Below are 25,308 nucleotides of genomic sequence, written 5' to 3' on the forward strand. Positions count from 1 at the left end.
CCGCCCTGTCCTTTATGAGTTTCCTCAATATCGCCGCCGCAAGGCTCTGGATCAGATCTTTTGTCAACGTGACCTAGCGGCGTACCCACAAACACCGTCAGCGGCATTTTCGGGTAATCGGTCGCGTCAACTTTCTCGACCGTCCCTATCACGCAGTCCAACGCCACATGATATCCTGAATGCTTTGGCCAACCATCCCAGCCGTAAAAAATTCCGTACGATGCCCGCCATGATCAGCGATTCACACAGCACGAAGAAAAAGGGGCTATAAAACAGTATTTTACACGTTTTTTACATAATCTAATTTTCCATTACACGTTATACAATCGCAACGTAGCTTTTCTCCGGCCGTCCCAATTCCCGCCCCTTCAGACCCGTGTGAGGGCAAGGATTGATCTCAATGTGTATCGTCCACCAGAACAAACTCGCATTGCGCCACATGGCCCTGCTTTCGACAGTGCTGGCCGTTATTCCTTCATGCGGATGGACGGCAGAAAAACCACAACATGTCCGCAAAGGAAAAACGCCCCCACTTCACACGGTTTCTGCATCCCAGACACCTGCCGTACGCCACACCCTGAGCCGCCCTGCGGAAGCGGAGCTTATGCAGGTCCAAGGGCGACATGTCTCTCACGGTGCACAGACCGTTATTTCACAGCACGTTTTTACAAACGCCGTGGCCGGAACATCCGTTATGAAGGCGTTGCAGAATGTACCGGGCGTGCTGTTCCAATCTGACGATGCGCAAGGCGTCGATACAGGCGGCGTCAAACTCTATATCCACGGGTTCTCGCAAAACCAGATCGGCTTTTCACTGGACGGTATTCCACTCGGTGAGTCCGTCTATCGCAACTATAATGGCCTGAACGCCGTGGCGGCGCTGTCATCCGAGAATGTTGGTCATATGGAGATGTCACAGGGCGCGGGCGCCGTGGACATGCCCAGCACCAATGTGCTCGGCGGTGCGATCATGATTTCGTCGTCTGATCCCAAGGACAAGTTCGGCGGCACGCTGGCCGCGACCGGCGGAAGCAACGCCACCACCCACGCTTTCATCCGCATCGACAGCGGCAAGCTGAACCCCACCGGGACCAAATTCTATGTGTCTTACATGCGGAACGACACCAAACTGTGGAAAGGCTACGGTACCCAGTTCTTCCAGCAGGCCAATCTGAAGCTGGTGCAGCCGATCCATAATGAAAGCAGCGTCTCGCTCCTGTTCGACTGGGCGGATGTCAAGCAGTTCAACTACCAGTCCGAAACGCTGGAGACAGTCCAAAAGCTGGGCTATGGCGTCTCCAACTATTACCCGAACTATCGTTTGGCCTATGAAGCCGCACAGGGAATTTATTCGCACGGTGAAGACAAAACCAGCGACCCGAAGGATGTCTCCTATTATGCGGGAACAACGACTTCACGCGATCTGCTGGGAGGGCTGAATTTCCATCTGAAGCTGGCTGATCGCCTGCGTTGGGATTCTGTCGTGTACGGCCACAACCAGAAGGCCGATACCCAGTGGTCCGATCCGTGGATGGCCTCCGCAAACGGAGCCCCCCTCTCCGAAATCGTCAAACAGCCTGATATCCAGCGTTTCGGCCTCACATCAAGCATGACGTATGATATCGGCAAACACGAAATTCATGGCGGCATCTGGTACGAGAACAACAAATATATCTCGAACATGTTCGCCTATAACGACCCGCTTCTTGCTGAAGGACAGACCCTGACACCCAATCCCTTCCGCAAATGGTCCGACCCTTTCGCCAAGCTCTGGGGCCAGACCTACAATACCAACACGATGCAGACCTATATCGAGGACACCTGGCGCCCGGTTCAAAACCTCTCGCTCCATGCCGGGTTCAAATCCATGCTGAGCACGACCCATGTCGGACAGACCGGGAATTACGAACCCTATACCGGCACCAATGCTCTTGCCAGCGGCGTGGGTCTGACGACATTCGGGGCGTTTCTGCCGCATTTCAGTGGGGACTGGCATTTCCTGACGCATCATGAGCTGTATTTCGATATCGCCAGGAACATGCGCGCCTATCCGCAAAGCGGCTATCACCTTTCGGCATCGCCGTTTGCCGTCTCGCAAGAGGCCTTCGACCTGTCACGCAGCTCCGTCAAACCCGAGACCAGCTGGGCCTATTCGGTCGGCTACCGCTTCACACAGCGGCGTGTAGACTTCTCGGTCAGCGCCTATCGCGTGAATTTCTCAAACCGTCTGGGCGCACTTGTCCAAGGCAGTCAGACCAACCCTCAGACCACGGTTCTAAACCTCGGCGGCGTGACCATGAACGGCGTGGATGCCGGTCTGACCCTGCGCCCACTGCGTGGTTTCTCGATTTTTAACTCGATCAGCTACAACCACTCGACATACGACAACAACATCACCCAGCAGGACACGACCTATGCCACCAAAGGCAAACATGTCGTGAACTATCCGGACCTGATGTACAAAGCGACGGCAGAGTACACCTACAGGAAGGCCAGCTTCAACATCGATGCCCTCTACACCAGCAGCCGTCCGTTCAGCTACACGAACGACACGTCTCTCCCCTCCTACTGGCTGGTCAATTTCGGGGCACGCTACAATTTCGGCCGCATCGGACGTCTGGAAAATCTGACAGCATCGTTTAACGTCACCAATCTGACAGGGTCGCGCTACCTGATCATGACCGGTGATGACGGCGGAAACCCGCTTTCGGGTGACTACCAGTCGCTGGTTGTGGGCGCACCGCGCCAGTTTTTCGGTGGCGTGAAAGCAGACTTCTGACAAAACCTTGTCCGGATCGGACATTCCCCCAAAACTGCCTTTCCGGGATAAAAGAAAGACAGCCACGACACCAACCGGATAGCGGCATGAACGGCACAATCAACAACCAGCGCCCTGCCCTGTGGGAGCGGATGAGCTTCGGCTTCGGCGATCTGGCTGGTAATGCCCTGTTCGGTATTACCGGAACCTATCTCATCTATTACTACACCAATGTTTACGGTATTTCCGCGTCTGCTGTCGCTCTGCTGATGCTTCTGGCGCGTGTGATCGACAGTGTGGTGGACCCGGTCATCGGTTATCTGATCGACCGTCGCATCCTGTTCGGAGGGCGCGTCCGGCCCTACCTGAAATGGTTTTCCCTACCGCTCGGCTTCCTGACGTTCTGCTGCTTCCTGCCACTCCCGCTGGGACCGGGCGGGCGTCTGGCCTGGGCTTACGCCACCTATCTCGCAATGGGTGTCCTCTTTTCGCTCGTCATCGTGCCTTACGGCCTTCTACCCAACGTCATGACGCGCAACCGGGAAGACCGCCTGTCCCTGTCCACCTTCCGCATGATGGGCGCAACGCTTGCAACCTTTCTGGTCGGGTCGTCCATTCTGCCTATGGTGCATCTCTTCGGTGGCGGTAACGAGAAACTTGGATATCCGCTGGCGATGGCCGTCGCAGGCGCTGTGGGCGGCGGACTGGCGCTCATTCCTTTCTTTGCCTGTCGGGAACGTTATGATCTCAAATCGAATGACAGCCCCGTCCGGGTTCTGCTCGGGTCCCTGTTCCGCAACCGGGCCTGGGTGATCGTTACAATCGTGCTGAGCCTGTTCTACATCAATCTGACGGCGTTCTATGGCCTGTCGCTCTATTACGCGACGGAAGTCCTGCATCGCCCGCAGTATTTCGGGGGGGTGCTCATCTCGATGATGGGGGCCAGCAAGGTTCTGGGAGTAATGGGCTCGCCCTGGCTTGCACGCTGCGTGGGACAGAAGCTGACGATTGTTCTGCCCTATATCCTGTCCGCCGTGGGTCTGGCGCTGTTTGCCTATGGCCCGAACAATGCCGTCTATCTGGTCGCCGCCTTTGGCGTAATCTGCTTTTTTCAAGGCATGACCCTGCCGGTATTCTACGCCATGATCGCGGATTCCATTGACTACGGTACGGCTGTGACAGGCATTCGGGCATCCGGCATGGCCTATTCGATCAACAGCTTTGCGGGAAAGGTCGCATGGGCCATCGGCGGCTCACTATCCGCCGCAATCCTGGCCTGGGGTGGCTATGTTCCCCATGCTGCCACCCAGACACAGACCGCCCTTGCCTTCATTACATTCGGCTTTCTGGGCGTCCCCGCCTGCGTCGCCCTGCTCTCGGTCCTGATCATTCTGCTCTACCCATCGGAAGCCGAGATGACACGCACTCTCCAGCCGGAAGCCCCGGTTGAGCCACAGAGCCTCTGACATGGCGAACACGTTCCGAACCGAAGCAACCGCAATCGTCGCGCAGATGACGCTTACGGAGAAGCTTGATCTCGTCTGCGGAGACGGCCTGTGGCGCACGACCGGCGTACCCCGGCTGGGTCTCCCTTCCCTGCTGATGGTCGATGGCTCCAACGGTCTTCGCGTCGTGCCGGACCAGATCTCCACAGACACACAAAATACCGATCTTGGAGCTCTCCTTGATACCGTAGAGATTACGGATGATCCAGAAAACCGGGATGACAACGTCCTTCTCGGCAGGAGCATCCCGGCGACATGCTTTCCCGCCCTCTCAGTTCTGGCCAATAGCTGGGACACCACATTAGGCCATGAGATCGGAACCGCCCTAGCAATCGAATGCCGGGCTGCGGGCGCACAGATCCTGCTCGGGCCGGGGATCAACCTGCGCCGCTCCCCGATGGCCGGCCGGGGATTTGAATATTTCAGCGAAGACCCGATCCTGACGGGAGAAATGGCTGCTGGAGTCATTCAGGGATTGCAAGACAATGGCGTGGGAGCCTCACTCAAGCATTTTGCGTGCAACAATTCCGAAACCGAGCGCATCAGCATGGATTCCGTCGTCGAGCCCCGCGCGCTGCATGAACTGTATCTGCTGGGGTTCGAGCGGGCGATCGCCCGGAGTAACCCGTGGACAGTCATGACGTCCTACAACCGGCTCAACGGGATTCAGACATCACAGAACCCGTGGCTCCTGCGCGATATCCTGCGTGGTCGGTGGCACTATGACGGCGTGATCATGTCCGACTGGCACGGGATTCAGGATCTCCCCGCCGCAGTAAAATCCGGAAACGATCTGGACATGCCGTTCAATGCCGCCCGCAGACGGCGTCTTGAAAACGCTGTCTCAAGCGGGGACGTACCGGTCGCGGTGCTGGACGAAGCCTGCATCCATATTGCGGCCCTGACGCTCCGGAGCGCAGACGCCCAGCGCAGACTGCCAGTTTCGAGTCCGGATTTCACCGCCCACCACGATCTGGCGCGCAAAGCTGCCTCGCGCGCCTCCGTCCTGCTCAGAAACCAGAACGATCTCCTCCCTCTCACGCCTAAACCGGGCAACCGCCTGCTGATCATCGGCACAGGCGCGGTCTCCCCCGAAATTCAGGGCGCGGGCAGCGCCGCCGTCCGGCCCATCCGATGCGACATTCCGTTGGAATGCTTGCAAGCGACTGCCCCTGAAGGCGTATCCATTCATTGGGAACCCGGCTGGAGCGTGAATGGCACGCATGACCCACACCGTCAGGATGCAGCCCTTGCCGCAGCGCGCACGGCCGAAACCGTCATCGTCTTCGCCTCCACGCCGCCCTGCGTCAGTGGCGAAAATGCCGACCGGCCCAATCTGGATCTCTGTCAGGCGCATAACACCCTGACCGCTGAACTGGCGAAGCTCCATAACAGGATTGTGGTGGTTCTCACGCATCCGGACGCCGTCGTTCTGCCATGGGCCGACAACGTGCAGGCCATCCTCTCAGCAGGCTATGCGGGGGCAGGATTTGGACAGGCCGTAGCCGATATCCTGTTCGGACATACCAACCCTTCCGGCAAGACATCCGTCACATGGCCGGTACGATCAGAAGACTGTCCTGCCTTTCTGGGCTACCCCGGCGAACAGGGGAAACACCTGTATCGGGAAGGCATTTTTGTCGGGTACCGGTTTTTCGATATCCGCCGAATAGAGCCTCTTTTCCCGTTTGGCCACGGATTGTCCTACACGCCCTTCGCTTACGACACCCTGAAACTGACAAGCAGCGCGGAAGGTGTCGCAATTCAGTTTACGCTGTCCAACACCGGCACCCGGACAGGCCGGGAAATCTGCCAGCTTTATCTCGGACGGAACCCAACCGCAGCCAACCGGGCCTTGCCCCATCATCCTCTCCGAGCCCTGAAAGGATTTACGACCGTTTCTCTGGAACCAAGAGAAAGCCGCGTCGTGACCATGATGCTGGATCGCCGCGATCTCGCCTATTTCGATACCGTACGCGAAGACTGGACCGTCCCCGCCGGAACGGTCAGCATCGACATCGGATCATCCTCCCGCGATATCCGTCTGTCAGACTCACTGCATATCGTAGGCGACGCAACACCAGCACGATGGCTGGACCTGCACACCCCACCCGGCCAAGCGCTGGAGATCCCCGGCGTGCAGGAAGAACTGGTCGCATGGCTTGCTGATGTGACCGGCCAAAGCATCATCGAAACCGAGACCCGGCTTGCCCCCTGTAGTCGCTCCTTTCTCGGCATTTACGACACATTATGCTGGTCATTCGGCCTTGAACTGGACGAAACACGACTGACACACATCCTTGACGACGCCAACAGACGCAGTGGCGCAAGAAAACCCGGACATCGCCCCGACAATTGCAGCAAACTGGATCCGTCATGATTGTTGAGAGCACAGTGCCCCCGGCCCGCGCATGGAACACCTGGTCCGACCGCCCGGCGGCCATGACGTTCCTGCCGCTCGGCGCTCATGTCACGCCCCTGCTCTATTCCACCAGCCAGCGCAGCGCGACCCTGCTCCCACCGGGAAAGGATCTTCTGTTTGGTCGTCATGATATGGCCGGAAGGCTGGTGGAGTTCGAAACCCGGCATGGCGGGACGGAAATCGCATTCAGCTACGAGAAAGATGATCCCTATTGCCTGCTGGGGACATGGGAGGGGAAAGTTCTGGCGGAATGGGGCCTGCGTTACTGGGTAAACCTCTGCCTGTCTGCCGAATGCGGCGCCACCGTGACCTATAACGGCGAGGTTGCTGTTATCCAGTTAGGTTATCGGTACGTTGCCCTGATGAGCGACACGGCCCCCATTCAGGTCACGGCTCATGAAACGCTGGAGGCCGCAGCACAAGATTTCAACGATCACGGCTATTTCCAGACATCCAGCAGGGGAACATCCGCCCCCGTCATCACATTGCGCTTCAATCTGGAAATGATGCGCAAAGGGCGCTTCGCCGCAGCCGTGGCGGATAGCGAAGAACTGGCAATCGCGAAAGCTCGGGCCACGCTTGAACGCGCTCCCGAGAAAGAGCCTGCGCTTCCCACCCAGACCGGTCGGCACGCCGGAGCCCTGGATGCCGTTCGGGATGTCATGGGCTGGAACACCCTGTATGACGGCATCAATCGTCGCCCCTATACCACTTTCAGCCGGATCTGGAATCTGGGGACATTCGCGGTCTGGTACAACGATCAGACTTATTCCGCGCTGATGGCCGCCCTCCTTGACGGGCAGACTGCGCGCGAAAACATGGCGGTGGCCACGGCAAACGCAACACCGCAGGGTAATTTCGCCTGTCTCGCCACATCGAACGACACATGGGTGGATCGTACTCAGGCTCCGAATGGCGCATTCATGACGTGGATGATTTATTTGCGCCATCGCGAAAAATCATTTCTCGAATGCCATTATGACGCTTTGTCCCGTAACCACATGTGGTGGCGCCGCGAGCGCGACCCGGATGGAATGGGGCTTATCTCATGCGGAACATCCGATGTCGGAGAGGCCTTATACAAAGGCACCCATTTCGGAGCTCGCAACGAGACGGGGATGGACAATTCCCCAACCCATGATGAAGCACTCTACAGCCCCGAAACACGCACGCTGTCATTGCTCGATGTCGGACTCAACTGCTCTCTGGCGCTTGATGCGGAGTGTCTGGCGCATATTGCGCGGGAACTGGGGCGCACTGAAGACGCACAGACTTTCAATGCACTGGCGAACGACACGCGTAGCAAAATCCGGGAACATCTATGGGATCATGAACGCAGCATTTTCGCCAATCGCCAACGTCATGGCGGGTTCGTCAACAGTGTCGGACCCACAAGCTTCTTCCCGCTGATCTGCGGTGCTGCCACGCCGGAACAGGCACAGTCCCTGATCAGACATTTCTCTGATCCGACCCGCTTCGATGGCCCCTATATGATCCCGAATGTCAGCCGGGATGACCCTGCCTTTGCAGATAACGTCTACTGGCGCGGCCGTATCTGGCCAAATGTGAATTATTTTGTGTGGCATGGTCTGCGGCGCTACGGGTTCGTCGCAGAAGCATCCCTGCTCGCCGAGCGCAGCATGGCGCTGTTCAACCAGTCATGGACGGACCGCAGAATCGCCGCAGAAAACTACTCGGCCACAACCGGCGAGGCCAACGACCAACCGGATACGGACCTGTTCTATTCCTGGGGCGCAATGCTGCCCATGCTGGGTGTTGCAGACGTTATGGACATCAACCCCTGGGCGGGCTGGGAACTAAATAATACAGGCGCAGACGTCACACTTGGCCCGATCCACACCCCAATCGGAAAGGTCATCCTGGCTGTTACGAACGGCCGCTTGACGCTATCCCGTGGGCAGGAAGAAATCCTCTCCTGGACAGGAACAGGCCGCCTTACAGAACTCAAAATCAGCGAAGGGCTCATGAGTTGCTGCATCCATGCTCATGGAGGCCAACAGGGAATTCTGACACCCGGCCCAACCTACGCCGCGCGGATCGTAGAAAGCCGTCTGGATGGCAAGCCTCTTCCCGCCGCTCCAAACCAAGACATAGACCTGTCCAATAGTTATTCCGGGCAACGTCTCGATCTTTATCTCGCCCCATTACCCGCGGCGTGACCATTCAGGCATTGCCCGACTGGCAGACGAGGTTGATCAGATCTTCCATCCACATAAGTCTGCCTGATGCGCCGGGCCTGATGAATGAAATAAAGCTTGGCGCCCGTCATGCGAACAGAACGAAAAACCAGATAAAGCGGTGCCGTCAGGGCCGTGCGGGATGACAGTGGAATATAGACCACCTGCTCGGCATGATGTTGCTGCATGGACTGCGGGACGAGGGAAATCCCAAGTCCTCCAGCCACCAGATTCAAAGCTGCCAGAAGCTGCGGACCTTTCTGATGGACCCGTGGTGTGAAACCCGCTCCCAGACAGGCATCCACGATCGTTTTGTACAGGCCGTTATTATATTGGCTCTGATAGAGGATGAAATCTTCGTTTTCGAGTTCAGCAAGTTTTAGTCCTGAAGCCGGGACTTCTTTCGCCAATCTGTGCGTCCGGGGAACCGCCACCACCATAGGCTCTTCCACGATCAGTTCGACCACAACATCCGACACATCGGGAATGGACGTCCGCACAAAAGCGACATCTACCGTGTCCTCCCGCAAGCCTCCCAGAAGCTGGCTGGAATTGCCCTCTGTCAGCGTCAGGCCAACGTCCGGCCAGGTTTCGCGAAACTGCCCCAGCATGTCCGGCAGGCTGGGATGACACAGGGCAGAGTTGGTGAACCCGATCGACAGTTCTCCAGTCTCCCCCCGCACGATCCGGCGGACATCTTCGACGGTCTCATCCATACGCGCGATGACATCATACGCTCCTTTGAGCATGCTCCGTCCTGCGGAGGTTAGCCGCATGCCCTTTGCATGACGCTCGAAGAGTTGAACCCCCAGTTCCTGCTCCACTCCCTTAAGCAGCCGCGTCAGCGGGGGCTGCTGAATTCCCAGCCGCTCGGCAGCCCGGGTGAGGTTGCGCTCCTCGGCAATGGCGATGACGGCATGGAGGTGTCTGAGCTCAATCATTCCATACCTTTAAAGTATGATGAAACCCCTCTGCAAACATTGGTTCAGACACGGAACTTCTTTAAGGTCCGCCGCGTCACAGACACATATCCTCTTGCCCCGAACAGGAACGCGCCATGACCAAGACCATTCCCGCCACACTCATTGCCGGTGACGGAATTGGCCCGGAAATCATGCAGTCGGTCACGACCGTCATGGACGCCCTCGACGCCCCCTTCCTCTGGGACCACCAGAGCGCAGGCGTCGGCGCCTTCGAGCAGCACGGAACCGCCCTCCCCGAGGCCACGCTCGACAGTATCCGCCGTACTGGCCTCGTGTTGAAAGGTCCGCTGACCACCCCCGTCGGCAAGGGCTTCCGCTCCATCAACGTCACGCTGCGTCAGGCGTTCGATCTGTACGCCAACGTCCGCCCGACCCAGACGATCGTTCCCGGCGGACGGTATGAAAACGTCGATCTGGTCGTGATCCGCGAGAACATTGAAGGCCTGTATGCCGCGATGGAGCATTACATGGCCGTGGACGGAGACCCCGAAGCCGTGGCGTATGGCGCAGGCTTCAATACCCGCGCCGAATGCAATCGGATTGTCCGTTTCGCCTTCGAATACGCCATCAAGAACAACCGCAAGAAGGTGACGCTCGTTCACAAGGCGAACATCCTGAAAATCCTGAGCGGCCTGTTCCTGCATGAAGGCCGCAAGGTTGCCGCGGAATATGAAGGCCGCGTGGCGCTGGAAGAGCGTATCGTTGATGCCTGCGCGATGGAACTCGTCATCCGCCCGGAGAATTACGACGTCATCGTCACGACCAATCTGTTCGGCGACATCCTGTCCGATCTGACGGCCGGTCTTGTGGGCGGTTTGGGCATGGCGCCGGGCGCTAATATCGGCGAAAAAATGGGGATCTTCGAAGCCGTCCATGGCTCCGCGCCCGATATCGCCGGACAGGGCATCGCCAATCCGCTGGCGCTGATGATGGCGGGGAGCATGATGCTCGCTCATGTCGGACGGTTGGACCTGTCCGAACGGCTCGATGCCGGCATGAAGCAGATCCTTCAGGTCGAAGGCCTCCGCACCCGCGATCTGGGCGGCAACGCCACCACGCAGGACGTCACGCAGGCCCTTCTGCGCGCCATCAACTAATTCCCTGACAGCCCTCCAAGGAACATTCCTATCATGAAACAGGTTGGACACGACCTTCTGGACTGCCAGCGCGACCTTTCGGTTGAAGGGCGCTCCTATCGCTATTTCTCCCTGCCCGTCGCGGCTGAAAAACTCGGCGACATTTCGCGCCTGCCCGTCAGCCTGAAGGTTCTGCTCGAAAACGTGCTGCGTTTTACGGATGGCACGACCTATCGCGTTGAAGACGCACAGGCGATTGTCGACTGGACGAAAGCCGCACACTCCACCGCGGAAGTCCCATTCAAGCCCGCGCGCATTCTGATGCAGGATTTCACCGGCGTTCCAGCCGTCGTCGATCTGGCCGCCATGCGCGACGGCATCGTCTCGCTCGGCGGTGATCCGCAGAAGGTCAATCCGCTTGTGCCCGTCGATCTGGTCATCGACCATTCCGTCATGGTGGACGTGGCCGGACGCAAGGATGCGCTTCAGCAGAACGTTTCGCTGGAATTCGAGCGCAATGGCGAACGTTATGCGTTCCTGCGCTGGGGTCAGGAAGCGTTCGACCAGTTCCGCGTCGTCCCGCCGGGGGCGGGCATCTGCCATCAGGTCAATCTGGAATATCTGTCGCAGGTGGTCTGGACGGGAACGGTTGGCGACGTCACCTACGCCTACCCCGACACGCTGTATGGCACGGATTCCCACACGACCATGGTCAACGGGCTTGGCGTTCTGGGCTGGGGCGTTGGCGGGATCGAAGCCGAAGCCGCCATGCTCGGCCAGCCGATTTCCATGCTCATTCCCGATGTCGTGGGCTTTCGGATGGACGGACGTCTGCCGGAAGGCACGACCGCGACCGATCTGGTCCTCACGGTCACGCAGATGCTGCGCGCCAAGGGCGTGGTTGGCAAGTTCGTGGAGTTTTTCGGCCCGGCGCTGGATCATCTTCCGGTCGCGGACCGTGCGACCATCGCCAACATGGCGCCGGAATATGGCGCAACCTGCGGCTTCTTCCCGGTCGATGCGCTGGCGCTCGACTATCTGCGCCAGACCGGCCGTGACGAGCATCGCATTGCCCTGACAGAAGCATGGCTGCGCGCGCAGGGCATGTTCCGCGATGCCTCCACGCCGGAGCCAGTCTTTTCGGACGTTCTGACGCTGGATCTGGGCACAGTCACGCCCTGCATTTCCGGCCCCAAGCGCCCGCAGGACCGGATCGAACTTTCCGCTGCCACCCCGGCTTTCGAAAAAGCCCTAACGGAAGCGCTCGGCGTCAAACCGGACGCGATTCACAAGACTGCCCCCGTCGCTGGCACGGATTATGCGATCGGGCACGGGTCCATCGTCATCGCCGCCATCACATCCTGCACCAACACGTCCAATCCCGCCGTTCTGGTCGCAGCCGGACTGGTGGCCCGCAAGGCCCGTGCACTTGGCCTGATGCCGAAGCCGTGGGTCAAAACGTCTCTCGCACCGGGCTCGCAGGTCGTGACAGACTATCTGGATCGCGCCAATCTGAGCGCCGATCTGGACGCGCTGGGTTTTGAGACGGTCGGTTATGGCTGCACGACCTGCATCGGCAATTCCGGCCCGCTGGCGAAAGAACTTGTGGACGCGATCGAGGGCAATGGTCTGGTCGCAACGTCCGTCCTGTCTGGCAACCGCAACTTCGAAGGCCGGATTTCGCCGAACGTGCGCGCCAATTATCTCGCAAGCCCGCCGCTCGTCGTCGCCTATGCGCTGCTGGGAACGATGCGCGAGGACATCACAACAGCTGTTCTGGGACACGCGCCCGACGGCACGCCGGTCCACCTGCGCGATATCTGGCCGACCAACCACGAAATCGCAGAGCTTGTCGGCTCTGCCGTGACGCGCGAAGCGTTCGTCGAGCGGTACAGCCACATCACGGAAGGCACGAAGGAATGGCAGGCTCTGGCCTCTGCCGGCACTTCGGCCACCTATGACTGGCAGCCGGGCTCGACCTATGTGCAGAACCCACCATATTTCGACGGGCTGACGGCTAAACCCGCACCCACGAAAGACATTTCCGGCGCGCGGATTCTGGCGCTGCTGGGCGACAACATTACGACTGACCACATCTCCCCGGCCGGTGCGATTGCGGCCTCTTCGCCTGCTGGTGTGTATCTTCAGGAGCATCAGGTTGCGGTGAAGGATTTCAATTCCTACGGCTCACGTCGCGGCAATGACCGCGTCATGGTCCGGGGGACTTTCGCCAATATCCGCATCCGCAACGAGATGGCACCGGGCACCGAAGGTGGCGTCACGCTGCATCAGCCGGATGGCGCACAAATGTCCATCTATGATGCCGCCAACCGCTACGCGCAGGACGACGTGCCGCTCGTGGTGTTCGGGGGCAAGGAATACGGGATGGGCTCGTCGCGTGACTGGGCCGCGAAAGGCACGCGCCTGCTGGGCATCAAAGCCGTCATTGCCGAGAGCTTCGAGCGCATCCACCGCTCCAATCTCGTCGGCATGGGCGTCCTGCCCCTGACCTTCGAGCCGGGCACAACGCGCAAGACGCTGGGTCTGGATGGAACGGAGACGATCGCCATTCACGGCATTGAAACCCTGACGCCGCGCCAGACCCTGACCATGACGATCACCCGTCAGGATGGCAGCACACAGGACGTTCCGCTGCTGTGCCGTGTCGATACGGTCGATGAGGCGGACTATTACCGCAACGGAGGCATCCTGCCCTACGTCCTGCGCGGAATGGCTTCAGCCTAAAAAAATGGCGGGGCTTCGGCCCCGCCATTTTTGTTTGAAATTCAGGCTCTGCGGCTCAGTGCCAGCTTGAGGCTGAACGCCAGAAAAATACTGCCCGTCAGCCGGTCCATGCGGCGCACGACCGTCGCACTCGACAAAAACCGTCCGAGAGGCACCGTCAGCACAACGAGCAGCGCCAACCACGCAAACGACAGCAGCGCCTGAATGGCCGTCAGAAGGAGCGAAAACTCCTTTACGTTCACATGCGGCGGAATGAACTGCGGCATGAACGTCATGTAGAAAATGCCGACTTTGGGATTGAGCAGATTCGTCAGCAGACCGCGCCGGAAGGCCGCCCGGGCATCAGCCTGTACCGGTACTGCCTCCGCTGTTCCGAGGGACGTCCGGGGGTGCAGGATCAGCCCGATCCCAAGCCAAGCCAGATACAGCGCACCAGCCCATTTGACGACCGTAAACGCCGTTTCTGACGCCGCAAGCAGGGCCGTCAGGCCGAATGCCGCCGCCAGCCCCCAGATCCCCAGTCCAAGACAGATCCCTACAACCGCGGCCAGACCGGCTTTCCAGCCGGACGTTGTAGCGGTTCGCAGCGTCATGGCGGTATCGAGGCCGGGCGTAATCGTGAAAACGGCAGCCGCAGCCGCGAAAGTGAGAAGGGGGATCAGATAAGGGTGCATGATCAAAATCTACACCCCGCTCTGAAAATCCCCAATCCCCTTTTCCTTATCCGGCTTTTGCAGCCGCAGGCAGACGGATCAGGTAATCAAATGCGGACAAGGACGCCTTGGCTCCCTCACCCATGGCAATGACGATCTGTTTGTACGGCATCGTCGTCACATCTCCTGCCGCAAACACGCCAGGGACGGATGTCGCGCAGTGGTCGTTGATGACGATCTCGCCATACGGGCTGAGTTTCAGCGCGTCCTTCAGCCACTCGGAGTTGGGCAGCAGACCGATCTGAATGAACACGCCATCCGTCTTGACGTGATGCAGACCGCCATCGCCATCGCTATAGGTCAGGCTGGTGACTTCCTTGCCGTCACCTTCGATCTTGGTGGTCAGAGCATTGGTCAGAACCGTGACATTCGACAGGCTCAGCAGCTTGTCCTGCAACACCTTATCGGCTTTCAGATGCGCGCCGCGCTGCAAGAGCGTGACATGCGAGACAATGCCCGCAAGGTCAATTGCCGCTTCCACACCGCTATTTCCACCGCCAGCCACCACAACCGGGCGTCCCTTGTAGAACGGACCATCGCAATGCGGGCAGTAGGCCACGCCCTTCGTGCGATACTCGTCCTCGCCCGGAACCCCCAGATGCCGCCAGCGCGCACCAGTCGCGATGATGACCGTCTTCGAACGGAGCATCGCGCCGCTTTCCAGAACGATCTGGTGCAGACCACCAACGTCCTCAGCCGGGATCAGCTTGGCTGCCAATTGCGAGGCGATAATCTGGACGTCATACTGCCGCACATGAGCCTCAAGTGCTGCTGAAAGCTTCGGCCCTTCCGTTTCCTGCACGGAAATGAAGTTCTCGATCCCGGCCGTATCCATGACCTGACCGCCAAAGCGTTCCGCCACAAGGCCGGTCCGCAGGCCTTTACGAGCGGAATAGATCGCCGCCGCATCACCAGCAGGCCCGGCGCCAAGCACCAGCACATCGAACGGCGCCATGTCGTTCAGCTTTTCCGCCGAACGGGCGACCGAAGCCGTATCCAGCTTGGCCAGAATATCCGCTACTTCCATCCGGCCAGACGCAAAAGGCTCGCCGTTCAGATAAACCTGCGGGACCGAGCGGATGCCGAGGCGCTCCACTTCTTCCTGAAAATCCGCGCCATCAATAGCAGTATGATGGATCTTCGGATTCAGCACGCTCATGGCATTGAGCGCCTGCACCACGTCCGGGCAGTTCTGGCAGGACTGGGAGAAATACGTCTCGAAATGGAACTCCCCGTCCAGCGCGCGGATCTGTTCGACCACATCCGCCTCGATCTTCGGCGGATGGCCGCTGACCTGAAGCAGCGCCAGAACCAGAGACGTAAACTCATGCCCCATCGGCAGACCCGCAAAGCAGACCTGAATATCCGTATCCGGACGGCGGATGACGAATGACGGCGTACGGGAACCCTGCCCCTTGTCCGAAAACGTCACCTTGGGGGACAGGCTGGCAATATCTTCCAGCAGGCCACGCACTTCTGCCGAACGGGCATCCGCGCCGAGGGTCGCCTCAAGCACGACCGCATCACGCAGGTACTCCATATAGGCGCGCATCTGGGTTTTCAGGTCGTCCTGAAGCATCTTTTTTCTCCGGATTACGGGACTGAATATTTGGAACCGAAAGACTGTCCGGCGCAGCCGCCTCCCTCAGGAGACGGAAGCGGGTGGAGCCCGAAAGCCCCACCCTGATCAGATCCGGGAAGGATCAGATCTTGCCGACGAGGTCGAGAGACGGCTTCAGCGTTTCGCCGCCTTCCTTCCACTTGGCCGGGCAGACTTCGCCTGGATGGCTGGCGACATACTGCGCAGCCTGAATCTTCTCCAGCAGTTCGGTCGCACTGCGGCCGACACCACCGGCGGTGATTTCGATGTACTGGATCTTGCCTTCCGGATCGATCAGGAACGTGCCGCGATCGGCCATGCCAACTTCTTCGATCAGCACATCAAAGTTGCGTGCAATCGCGCCCGTCGGATCGCCCAGCATCGTGTACTTGATCTTGCCGATGGCCGGGGACGTGTCATGCCAGGCCTTGTGCGTGAAATGCTTGTCCGTGGAGACGGAGAAGATTTCCACGCCCAGCTTGTCGAAAGCGGCCTGGTTGTCGGCGAGGTCTTCGAGTTCCGTCGGGCAGACGAACGTGAAGTCGGCCGGATAGAAGAAGAAAACGGACCACTTGCCGCGAACGTCGGAGTCCGTGACCGTGAGGAACTCACCGTTGCGGAAAGCATCGGTAGAGAAGGGCTTCAGCGGGGAGTTGATGCGTACCATCAGACTGTCTCCTGACCTTGGGTTGGTGTTGTGTTGCGGACTCTGTGTCACACAGAAAGAGAGGGACAGGAAACAGTTCCTGTCAATATGACTGATCGCTAAAACCGAACTTATGAGATGAAGACATCAAGAATCCCGATCATGATATGAATCCTGCCCGCAGGAAACAGCCTCTTCCGACGTTATTTTTCTTTAACAGGCAGAACCGCACTTCTCCATAACGTTATTCGGTCCTATTTATGGAACATGAGCTATGTTCCCCTTTCCGGCCTGTCCCTGCGCGATATCGAATATGTGGTGGCGGTCGATGACCTGCGCAACTTCTCCCGCGCTGCCGAACGCTGCGGCGTCAGTCAGGCCGGGCTGTCCGAACAGGTCCGTAAACTCGAACAGCTTCTGGACGTCACGCTTTTCGAGCGATCGCGGCGTCACGTCGCCCCGACTCCTGATGGCGAGCGTCTGCTCGCTTTAGGGCGGGAGGTCCTCGCGGCGGCGCGTAACCTGCTCGAAGTCGCCCGCGCCCAGACTGGCCCGATGGAAGGCGCACTCCGGCTCGGCGTCATTCCCACGCTCGGCCCGTATTATATTCCGGGCCTTCTGCCCCGCCTGCGGGAGCATTATCCGGCGCTCAGCCTGCGCCTGCGCGAAAGCATGACAGACACGCTGGTCCATGCCCTGCGCAACAGCGAACTGGACGTCGCCCTGATGGCGCTGCCCGCGCCCTCCGAGGCTCTGGAAAGTGCGCCAATCTTCGAGGAATCTTTTCTTGCCGTGTTTCCAAGCACGCATGAACTGGCGCAGAAACCCAAACTTTCCCTCAGCCAGCTTGGCCGCCCGGACCTGCTGCTTCTGGAGGACGGACACTGTCTGCGCGATCAGGCCCTCTCCATCTGCCCGACCATTCCGCGCGAGGGCGAGCAGCGTCTGGCCACCAGTCTTGAAATGCTGTGGTACATGATCGGAGCGGGCGAAGGGTTCTCCCTCATTCCCCAGCTTGCACTTCGCAACCGCGTGGATTTCGAGGATCTCATCACCGTTCGCCCCCTTCCCGAACCCGAAGCGCGCCGCACGATCGGTCTGACATGGCGCGCATCGGACCCGCGAGCCCCCGTTTTCCGTGACTTTGCGACTTATCTTCGCAGCATCACGCCAGAACACTGCCACGTCTGTCGCTGACTCCCTCATGACGCCTCACCGATCATCAGCCTTGCGCTCCGCTGAACCCACCATCATGGGAACAGCCTATGGCGTTGTCCTGTGCGTGATGCTCCTTGTCATTGCCTTGCAGGCCGCCATTCTCCCCGCTTCTGTCTGGCAGGGAGACGAATACGATTATTTTGCCAATATCCGGGAGCATGGTCTGGCATTCCTATCAGACAGACTGCTCCACTGGAGCCCGCGCCCATTTTCAGAAATTATCATCTTTGCCTACGGAACAGTCGTTAATGCCGCACAGAAGCCGCTGGCCTGGATCTTTCTGGCCCTGACATGGCTGTTTTGCGCTGCGGTCGCATTTGTACCCTTCCTTCGCCGAAGCGACGCTCCTGTCTCGGCGCGACTGCTGATTGCAGTATCCGTTGCCGCCATTTTCATGCTCGGTCATCCGTCCGCGGATTTTTTATACTGGCCGATGGGCACCATCGCTCATCTTCCCGTCCTTGCCGCTGCCTGCGGACTGATCCTACTGAAGATCAGTCAGATCCTTTCTGCTCGCGCGGAAGCCCTGTTGCTGTCTCTTGCACTGACATCAAGCGAAGCGGGAGTGTTTTTCGGAATGCTCTGGTTGGGAATGCGTGGGTTTGGGCTTCTATATAATCGCCGTACCGCCGCATTTGGCCGCGCCAGATGGCTGCTTTTGCCCACAGCGGTTGGACTTTGCGTTTCTGCCGAGATGCTTCTCAACCACAGAATGGGCGGGGGTGGATTTCCATTCACGCCCACACACGGACATATCAAAGCCAGTCTTGCCGCAGCCTTTGGTCCGTTCCTGAAGACTCTGATCGCCCTTCAGCCGAACGAAATGAGTTCAGGGGGCGGGTTTACAAAACAGGCCATGGCCAGCGGACTCGCATTAAAAATCATCCTGACCGGCGCCTTTACGACACTCTTCATGACCTGCGGCATCCGCCCTGCTTTACGGACCCTCATAGCGCCCGCCATTGCACTTGCAGGCACGATGTATCTGACAATCGCCGCCGCTTTCTACGCGTTTGGTTTTCTATGCTGCCAGCGCCATGAAGCGTTCCGGCTGGACCTTTCAGTCCTTCTTGTTTTGCTGCTTTCCGCAGGTCTGAGCACGGTTTTATCGGAAAAATTCAAGACATCTTCCAGCGACCAAAAGAGAGAAACACTCCTTCAGGTCTGTGCCCTGACGGGACTTCTGCTATTTACAGGATGGACAATGCGCTGGCGCCTACCCGACCTGTCGCTCGCCCTTGCAGGTCTTCCGCTGGAAGAAACCGCTCACAATCGCGTCTGGGCATCCGGACTGTCAGCCGAAACCGATATGACCTATGCGCAAGGCACGGCCTCACCCGCATTCTATTACTGGCACTGGGAGCCAGGCACCTATCATGCGGGTGGCACCGGGTGGGAAGTTCAGTCCGCGATGCGGTATTTCGGCAAGACGACGCTTCATGTCTTGCCGCCCGTCAGCCTGCTCACCCTTCCCACTACACCCTGATCGGGAAGGGATCGGTACTGGAAATCAGAGCTTATTCAGCAGCGTTGCACCGATGGGTCGAGCCGGGGAAATCCGAGCATTCGCCCTTCACGGAATCCCAGCGGAAATCCATTTCATCACCCGCCATGCCGTTCTTCTGGTAAGCGGTCGTCACCGCGCTCACATTCGTCACATGACCTTTGGTGTAAACCAGTTCCACATAACCGTTATAGAAACCCGGGATCTTGCCCACACCTTCGAAATAGGTCGGTTTGCCGTCTTTTCCAGGCACAGCGAACAACTTGACGACCTGAGCCGGCGTTGCATGTTCCAGCTTGCGCAGGAACTCCGGTGACAGGGTCTGACAGCTGATTTCCGGGCGTGGGTCTTCGCCCACATTAGACTGCCAGCAGGCCGTCTGACCCGGCAGCGGCGTCGCGGACGCCAGATGCGGCGCAACGAGCGCCGCCCCAAAAGCTGCGGCCATCGTGACATGCTTCAAACGTATCATCTGTAAAATGCTCCAGCAGAATTCTCTGTTTTCCGAACCTATCACAGCCCTCTTCCGGAACCCACAGACCCTGCCGAACACCTTTTACGGAAATACCCGCCCCCGTCAGGCCGGAGGCACTTCAACTGCGGAAGGCTTCTCGGGATAAAGCCAGCGCGCCACCCGCCCCATGCTCAAGCCCTGAACGATGATCGTGAACACCACGACCCCGTAGCACACGGGCAGAAGCGTATCGCGCAGTTCCCCCGCCGGGAGCCCCAGCGCAAGCGCAACGGAAATACCGCCCCGCAGCCCGCCCCATGTCAGGAGGCCCAGCGCCCGCCCGCGCTCTCCGGGCTGCAACTGCACGGGGATGGTGCACAAGAAAACACTCGCCCCGCGCACCAGAACAGAGAGCGGGATGGCCACCACCATCATCAGGAACGGCGCCAGATGGGGCCTGATTTCCAGCAATTCAAAGCCGATCAGCAGAAACAGCAGAGCATTCAGGATCTCGTCGATCAGGTTCCAGAACCCTACCATTTCCGCGCGGGATTGCGGCGTAATAGCGCGATGCCCCGCCTTACTGGCCAGACTCATGCCGGCCACCACAACCGCGATCGGCCCGGACATATGCAGCCCGTTCGCAAGACTGTAAGTACCTGCTGCCAGCGCCAGAGAGCCCAGAAGATCAATCTGTGCATCCTCCACGCCGCGAAGCAGCAACAGCGCCAGCCAGCCGGTGAATGCGCCGAACAATCCGCCTCCCACGGCTTCAACCAGAAAACGCACGATGAAATCACTGGCCGAGACGGACGCGATATCTCCCGTGGCCATCCCGATCATCGTTCCGTAAATGACAACCCCTACGCCGTCATTGAACAGGCTTTCGCCCGCGAATGTCGCCTGAAGCGAAGGCGGCAGCCCCAGACGCCGCAACATGCCCACAACCGAGACCGGGTCGGTCGGCGCCAGCATCGCTCCCAGCAGAACGCACCAGCTGAAGGGGACGGCAAGCCCGAATACGGGAAAAATGAACCACACTGGAACGGCCATTAGCGCTACGGCCAGCGACGTTCCTACGATCGCCAGCGCCGCGACCGCCTTACCTCGAGATACGATCATTCCCAGATCGACCTGCATCGCGCCGGCAAACAGCAGGAAAGACAGAGCCCCATCCAACAATGTCCGGGGCAGGTTGATCGTGCCCAGAAGACTCTGAGGAACCTGCTGGAGGTCATAACCCGGAAATAGCGGGTTCAGGAGCATGACGACCAAAGAAATCAGCATCGAAAACAGCAGGATTCCGATGGCTAGTGGAAGTTTCAGGGTCCGGTAATTGATGATTCCCAGCAGCGTTGCCACGGCCAGCAGCAGAGCAAACAGCCCCAGAGAATTCATGACCGCATTGCCCCTTCCCGATCTCTGATCCCGCAACCACTTACGTCATGACAGACCAGCAGCGGACAGATCCATCCTGCTTAACTACGCGGAGCACCCGGAAGTTTCTTTTGAAAGACGGCACGCTTACGCTTCCTTACCGTTCCTGACATGACAGGAGTTACAGCAGCACGCATTCTTCGGCGGAACAGCAACCGGAGGAAACGGATTTCGTGAAAAAGGTCTGCACCGTAACCGTTTTTTTCCTCCTCGCAGCTTGCGTCTCACACGCACCGGCCGATATGGCATCAGCCGCCAATGACGGCGATGACCCCGGTTACACAGTCAAAAGTGATCGCGGGCACGGTGGTGGTGGCATGGGCGGTAACGGCAGCGTCTGGGGAGAGGTTTTCAGAACGGCTCTTCAGACCGGCATGGGCTTCGTCCACCACTAAGCCTCAGTAAAGCAGCCGCCACTCCGCCGGTTCGGCCTCCGCCAGCGCATACCATTCCCGCATCAGCGGCTGATCGAGCATCGTCCGCACCCAGAGCTTCACGACCGGATCAACGGCCAGTTCAAACGTGTGAATCCGAATGGCAATCGGCGCATACATGCAGTCCGCCACCGTCATCCGGTCCCCGAACAGGAACGTCGTCGGCTGCCCCGAGCGCAGGAGCGCATCTTTGAGTGTGCGGCTCAGCAGCGCAACATCGGCCGCCAGTTCCTCGCTGATTTCCGGCAGAGGTGCGGCAACACGCTCGACATCCATGGAGCAGTTCTGGCGGATCGGACGGAAACCGGCATGCATCTGCGCGCTGATGCTGCGGGCATGGGCTCGCACAATCCGGTCTTCGGGCCACAGGGATGGTGCGATTTCCGCACAGTATTCGCAGATCGCCAGACTTTCCCAGACATCCGCACCGTCATGCTGAAGATACGGCACCATCCGGTTGGGGGAGCGGACATGAATCTCGGTCGTCCGGCCACCGCCCTTGAGCGCGATAACCTCTTCCGTCACGTCCAGCCCGGCCAGCCGCACCGCCAGCCAGCCCCGCAGAGACCAAGACGAATACCGACGCGATCCCAGAAGCAGCATTCCCGCCATCAGGCCTCTCCCGCAGTAATGAAGCCGCCGCCCAGCACGCGGCTTCCATCATACAACACACAGGCCTGACCGGGCGCGGGCATCGCAGCCTCGTTCAGTTCCACCAGTGCGCCACCATTCTCCAATGGCTTCACAATAGCCTCGCGCAGCTTTTCGCGCGCGCGGATCTGCACCCCGCAGCGCACACCCTCAGCAGGGGCATCGATCAGCCAGTTCATATCCCGCAGACGCACGGTCCGACGGCTGTCAGCTTCCGAAAGCTGCACGCGCGGCCCGACCACGATGCGCCGCTTCGGCACATCAATGCGCGTCACCATCTGGCGCTCGCCCGTTGCGGTATGGATGTCGCCCAGACGCTTGCTCTGCCCGACCGTATAACGCGCCACGCCTTCGTGACGGCCCAGAACCCTGCCGTCCTCGTCCACGATCTCGCCCTCGCCCCGCACTTCCGGGCGCAGCTTCTCGACCAGTTCGGCATAGGAGCCGGTTGGGACGAAACAGATATCCTGACTGTCCGGCTTGGCCGCGATCGACAGGCCCAGTTCTTCGGCCAGCGCACGGACATGCGCCTTGTCCGGCATCTCGCCCAGCGGAAAGCGCAGATAGTCGAGCTGATCTTTGGTCGTGGCGAACAGGAACCAAGTCTGGTCCCGCTCAGCATCGACGGGACGGTGCATTTCCGCCCCGTCCGGCCCGTCGACACGACGGACGTAGTGCCCGGTCGCCATGGCCTCGCAGCCCAGATCGCGTGCCATGCCCAGAAGATCCGTGAACTTCACGCCCTGATTGCACGCCACGCAGGGAACAGGCGTTTCGCCACGCGCATAGGCATCCGCAAAGCTCTCGACCACACTGTCACGAAAGCGCGTTTCCGCATCAATGACATAATGCGGAAAGCCCAGACGGTCTGCCACGGCGCGCGCATCCATGATGTCACGCCCCGCACAGCACGCACCCGGCTTGGCAGCCTGTCCGTGATCGTAAAGCTGAAGCGTAGCGCCAATCACCTCGTGGCCCTGCCGTTTGAGCAGCGCGGCCACTACGGAACTGTCCACGCCTCCCGACATGGCAACGAGGATCCGCATGGTGCTCAGCCCGCCTTCGGAAGGCGAACGGTCAGGCCATCCAGCGCATCCGTCATAACGATCTGACAGCCCAGACGGGACGTCTTTTCCAGACCGAACGCCAGATCGAGCATGTCTTCCTCGTCATCGGTGGGCTGGCTCAGCTTGGCAGCCCAGTCCGGGTCGACGACTACATGGCACGTCGCGCAGGCCAGCGATCCTTCGCAGGCGCCTTCAAGATCAATGTCATGCTTGTGCGCGATTTCCAGCACCGACAGTCCGACAGGCGCGTCCACGTCACGACGGGTTCCATCACGCTCGATAAAGGTCATCTTAGGCATAGGTCGTCCGTTTTTCCGGTTTCAGTTGGGTTGGCACGTCCGCGCGGCGGCGATCAGAAGTTCGGCCGCACGGTCAATATCGGCCTTGGAGGTAGAGCGTCCGACCGACAGGCGCAAGCATTGCGACGCCTTCTGCGCAGAAAGTCCCATCGCCGTCAGCACATAGGATGGCGCAATCTCCGCCGCCGTACACGCCGATCCGGTCGAAGCGGCCACGTCCGGACAGGCTTCCAATACGTCGAGCGCCCGGAGTCCCTCAGACAGACAGATATTCAGCGCCCCCGCCAGACGCGGCGTCCCGGCACCGTTCAGGGCAATCCCCGGCAGGCCGTTTTGAAGCTGCGCCCAAAAATCGTCCCGCAACAGGCCCAACCGCACGGCCTCATCCGCCATGTTCGCAACAGCCAGTTCCGCAGCCCCTCCAAATCCGACGACAAGCGGTGTTGGCAGCGTGCCAGACCGAAATCCGCGCTCCTGCCCGCCCCCCGAAAACAACGCCTCCAGCCGGACACGCGGTCGTCGGCGGACATACAGCGCGCCGATCCCTTTCGGCCCATACATTTTGTGCGCGGAAACAGACGCCAGATCCACATCCTTCAACGACACCGGCATTTTCCCGGCCATCTGCGCCAGATCGACATGCATCAGCGCACCCGCAGCCTTCACAAGTGCCGCAAGCCGCGGAATATCCTGCAATACGCCGGTCTCGTTGTTCGCCGCCATGATGCTCACGAGCAGTGTCGGCACCCTAAGCGCCTCCCGCAGAGCCTCAGGATCAACCCGCCCGTCGCTATCCACACCGAGCACGACCGCCTCAAAACCCTCAGCCGCGAGCGCCCGCACCGATTCCAGAACGCATTTATGCTCCGTTGCAACCGTGATGATCCGCCGTCGCGGATCGCCCAGCCGCACCAGATGCCGCACTGCCCCCTTGATGGCGAGATTATTCGCTTCCGTCGCACCGGACGTGAACACGATCTCCCGCGCTTCCACGCCCAAAAGCCCAGCCACGCTCTCCCGCGCGCGCTCCACGGCCTCCGCCGCTTTCCGTCCCGGACCATGCACACTGTGCGGGTTGCCGAAATCCTCCCCGAACCAGGGCAGCATGGCCTTCACAACCGCCGGATCGCATGGCGTTGTCGAAAGATAATCGAGATAGATCATGCCCGTTTCCCGATCATTTCCTTAAACGGCGCGCCATCGCCTCATACGCCTCGCAAAACGCCTCAACCTGAGCTTCCTGCACGTTCCAGGGAAGCGAAACACGGATGGCCTGCGACGCACCCTCCGTCTCCCCCATGGCCCGCAACACATGCGAAGACGACACCTTCCCCGACGAGCAGGCCGACCCCGCGGACACACAGAACCCCGTCAGATCCAGCGTCATAAGCTGCACCTGTGCTGCCACACCGTCCAGAATCAGACAGCTCGTATTCGGCAGCCGCGCCACCGCCTCCCCCGCAACCCGCGCGCCAACAGTTTTCGCCACAGCTTCGACCCGATCCCGAAGACGCTGAACCGGCCCCCAGTCCTGCACACGCGCCGCATCGAACGCCGCCGCCATGCCCAGAATGGCCGGAAGCGCCTGCGTTCCGCCC

General features: G+C 59.6%; 20 protein-coding genes. 9 read left to right on the forward strand and 11 right to left on the reverse strand.

Annotated features, from left to right (window positions below):
• Window positions 1–400 precede the first annotated feature (400 nt).
• The 4 genes from JK208_RS15110 (at window position 401) to JK208_RS15125 (ending at window position 8,865) form a co-directional block, all read left to right on the forward strand.
• The gene (locus JK208_RS15110) at window positions 401–2,779 is read left to right on the forward strand and encodes a TonB-dependent receptor (protein WP_211576622.1); all 2,379 of its coding nucleotides are present in this window, start codon (window positions 401–403) and stop codon (window positions 2,777–2,779) included.
• A gap of 86 nt (window positions 2,780–2,865) precedes the next feature.
• On the forward strand, window positions 2,866–4,224 hold the full coding sequence (locus JK208_RS15115; RefSeq protein WP_211576623.1) for an MFS transporter: 1,359 nt from the start codon (window positions 2,866–2,868) through the stop codon (window positions 4,222–4,224).
• A 1-nt stretch (window position 4,225) separates the two neighbouring features.
• Window positions 4,226–6,643, forward strand: a complete 2,418-nt coding sequence (locus JK208_RS15120) for a beta-glucosidase (RefSeq protein ID WP_211576624.1) — start codon at window positions 4,226–4,228, stop codon at window positions 6,641–6,643.
• Window positions 6,640–8,865 (forward strand): MGH1-like glycoside hydrolase domain-containing protein, encoded by a 2,226-nt coding sequence (locus JK208_RS15125; RefSeq protein WP_211576625.1) that lies wholly within the window; start codon window positions 6,640–6,642, stop codon window positions 8,863–8,865. Before JK208_RS15120 ends, JK208_RS15125 begins: the two co-directional genes overlap by 4 nt.
• Here JK208_RS15125 and JK208_RS15130 read toward each other — a convergent pair.
• On the reverse strand, window positions 8,838–9,824 hold the full coding sequence (locus JK208_RS15130; protein ID WP_249202189.1) for a LysR family transcriptional regulator: 987 nt from the start codon (window positions 9,822–9,824) through the stop codon (window positions 8,838–8,840). The genes JK208_RS15125 and JK208_RS15130 overlap by 28 nt on opposite strands.
• A gap of 116 nt (window positions 9,825–9,940) precedes the next feature.
• Here JK208_RS15130 and JK208_RS15135 point away from each other — a divergent pair, with 116 nt between their 5' ends.
• Window positions 9,941–10,963 carry an isocitrate/isopropylmalate dehydrogenase family protein gene (locus tag JK208_RS15135; RefSeq protein ID WP_211576626.1) on the forward strand — a complete coding sequence of 341 codons (1,023 nt, stop codon included), beginning with the start codon at window positions 9,941–9,943 and terminating at the stop codon, window positions 10,961–10,963.
• 33 nt (window positions 10,964–10,996) lie between these two features.
• Entirely contained in the window at window positions 10,997–13,687 is a 2,691-nt protein-coding gene (gene acnA / locus JK208_RS15140) for an aconitate hydratase AcnA (protein WP_211576627.1), read from the forward strand.
• Window positions 13,688–13,728: 41 nt separating this feature from the next.
• On the opposite strand, the gene JK208_RS15145 is transcribed toward acnA, so the two are convergent.
• The 3 genes from JK208_RS15145 to ahpC all read right to left on the reverse strand — a co-directional run bounded on the left by JK208_RS15145 (window position 13,729) and on the right by ahpC (window position 16,667).
• Window positions 13,729–14,361 (reverse strand): LysE family translocator, encoded by a 633-nt coding sequence (locus JK208_RS15145; protein WP_194261291.1) that lies wholly within the window; start codon window positions 14,359–14,361, stop codon window positions 13,729–13,731.
• Window positions 14,362–14,407: 46 nt separating this feature from the next.
• The gene (gene ahpF / locus JK208_RS15150) at window positions 14,408–15,979 is read right to left on the reverse strand and encodes an alkyl hydroperoxide reductase subunit F (protein WP_211576628.1); all 1,572 of its coding nucleotides are present in this window, start codon (window positions 15,977–15,979) and stop codon (window positions 14,408–14,410) included.
• A 124-nt stretch (window positions 15,980–16,103) separates the two neighbouring features.
• A complete protein-coding gene (gene ahpC / locus JK208_RS15155; RefSeq protein WP_194261289.1) occupies window positions 16,104–16,667 on the reverse strand; it encodes an alkyl hydroperoxide reductase subunit C in 564 nt (187 codons plus the stop codon).
• A gap of 246 nt (window positions 16,668–16,913) precedes the next feature.
• On the opposite strand from ahpC, the gene JK208_RS15160 reads away from it, so the two are divergent.
• Together JK208_RS15160 and JK208_RS15165 are read left to right on the forward strand one after the other, a co-directional pair.
• Window positions 16,914–17,843, forward strand: a complete 930-nt coding sequence (locus JK208_RS15160) for a hydrogen peroxide-inducible genes activator (RefSeq protein WP_211576629.1) — start codon at window positions 16,914–16,916, stop codon at window positions 17,841–17,843.
• A gap of 7 nt (window positions 17,844–17,850) precedes the next feature.
• Window positions 17,851–19,350, forward strand: coding sequence for a hypothetical protein (locus JK208_RS15165; protein ID WP_211576630.1), 1,500 nt, complete (start codon window positions 17,851–17,853; stop codon window positions 19,348–19,350).
• A 31-nt stretch (window positions 19,351–19,381) separates the two neighbouring features.
• Here the strand turns inward: JK208_RS15165 and JK208_RS15170 are convergent, their stop codons facing one another.
• Both JK208_RS15170 and JK208_RS15175 read right to left on the reverse strand, forming a co-directional pair.
• Window positions 19,382–19,840 carry a hypothetical protein gene (locus JK208_RS15170; protein WP_099285628.1) on the reverse strand — a complete coding sequence of 153 codons (459 nt, stop codon included), beginning with the start codon at window positions 19,838–19,840 and terminating at the stop codon, window positions 19,382–19,384.
• 105 nt (window positions 19,841–19,945) lie between these two features.
• Window positions 19,946–21,220: a sodium:proton antiporter gene (locus JK208_RS15175; protein WP_194261285.1), complete on the reverse strand. Its 1,275-nt coding sequence runs from the start codon at window positions 21,218–21,220 to the stop codon at window positions 19,946–19,948.
• A gap of 212 nt (window positions 21,221–21,432) precedes the next feature.
• Between JK208_RS15175 and JK208_RS15180 the strand changes: the two genes are divergently transcribed.
• Entirely contained in the window at window positions 21,433–21,654 is a 222-nt protein-coding gene (locus JK208_RS15180) for a hypothetical protein (protein WP_211576631.1), read from the forward strand.
• 3 nt (window positions 21,655–21,657) lie between these two features.
• On the opposite strand, the gene JK208_RS15185 is transcribed toward JK208_RS15180, so the two are convergent.
• The 5 genes from JK208_RS15185 to JK208_RS15205 all read right to left on the reverse strand — a co-directional run.
• On the reverse strand, window positions 21,658–22,305 hold the full coding sequence (locus JK208_RS15185) for a glutathione S-transferase family protein (RefSeq protein ID WP_211576632.1): 648 nt from the start codon (window positions 22,303–22,305) through the stop codon (window positions 21,658–21,660).
• On the reverse strand, window positions 22,305–23,390 hold the full coding sequence (mnmA, locus tag JK208_RS15190) for a tRNA 2-thiouridine(34) synthase MnmA (RefSeq protein WP_211563877.1): 1,086 nt from the start codon (window positions 23,388–23,390) through the stop codon (window positions 22,305–22,307). The genes JK208_RS15185 and mnmA overlap by 1 nt, the downstream gene beginning before the upstream one ends.
• 5 nt (window positions 23,391–23,395) lie before the next feature.
• Window positions 23,396–23,710 (reverse strand): ferredoxin family 2Fe-2S iron-sulfur cluster binding protein, encoded by a 315-nt coding sequence (locus tag JK208_RS15195; RefSeq protein ID WP_194261281.1) that lies wholly within the window; start codon window positions 23,708–23,710, stop codon window positions 23,396–23,398.
• A gap of 21 nt (window positions 23,711–23,731) precedes the next feature.
• Window positions 23,732–24,874: a cysteine desulfurase family protein gene (locus JK208_RS15200; protein WP_211576633.1), complete on the reverse strand. Its 1,143-nt coding sequence runs from the start codon at window positions 24,872–24,874 to the stop codon at window positions 23,732–23,734.
• 13 nt (window positions 24,875–24,887) lie between these two features.
• Window positions 24,888–25,308: aminotransferase class V-fold PLP-dependent enzyme (locus JK208_RS15205; protein WP_211576634.1), on the reverse strand; the 421-nt coding region annotated here is incomplete at its 5' end.

It is taken from the genome of Gluconobacter sp. Dm-74 (genome assembly GCF_018256135.1).
GTDB lineage: Bacteria > Pseudomonadota > Alphaproteobacteria > Acetobacterales > Acetobacteraceae > Gluconobacter > Gluconobacter cadivus.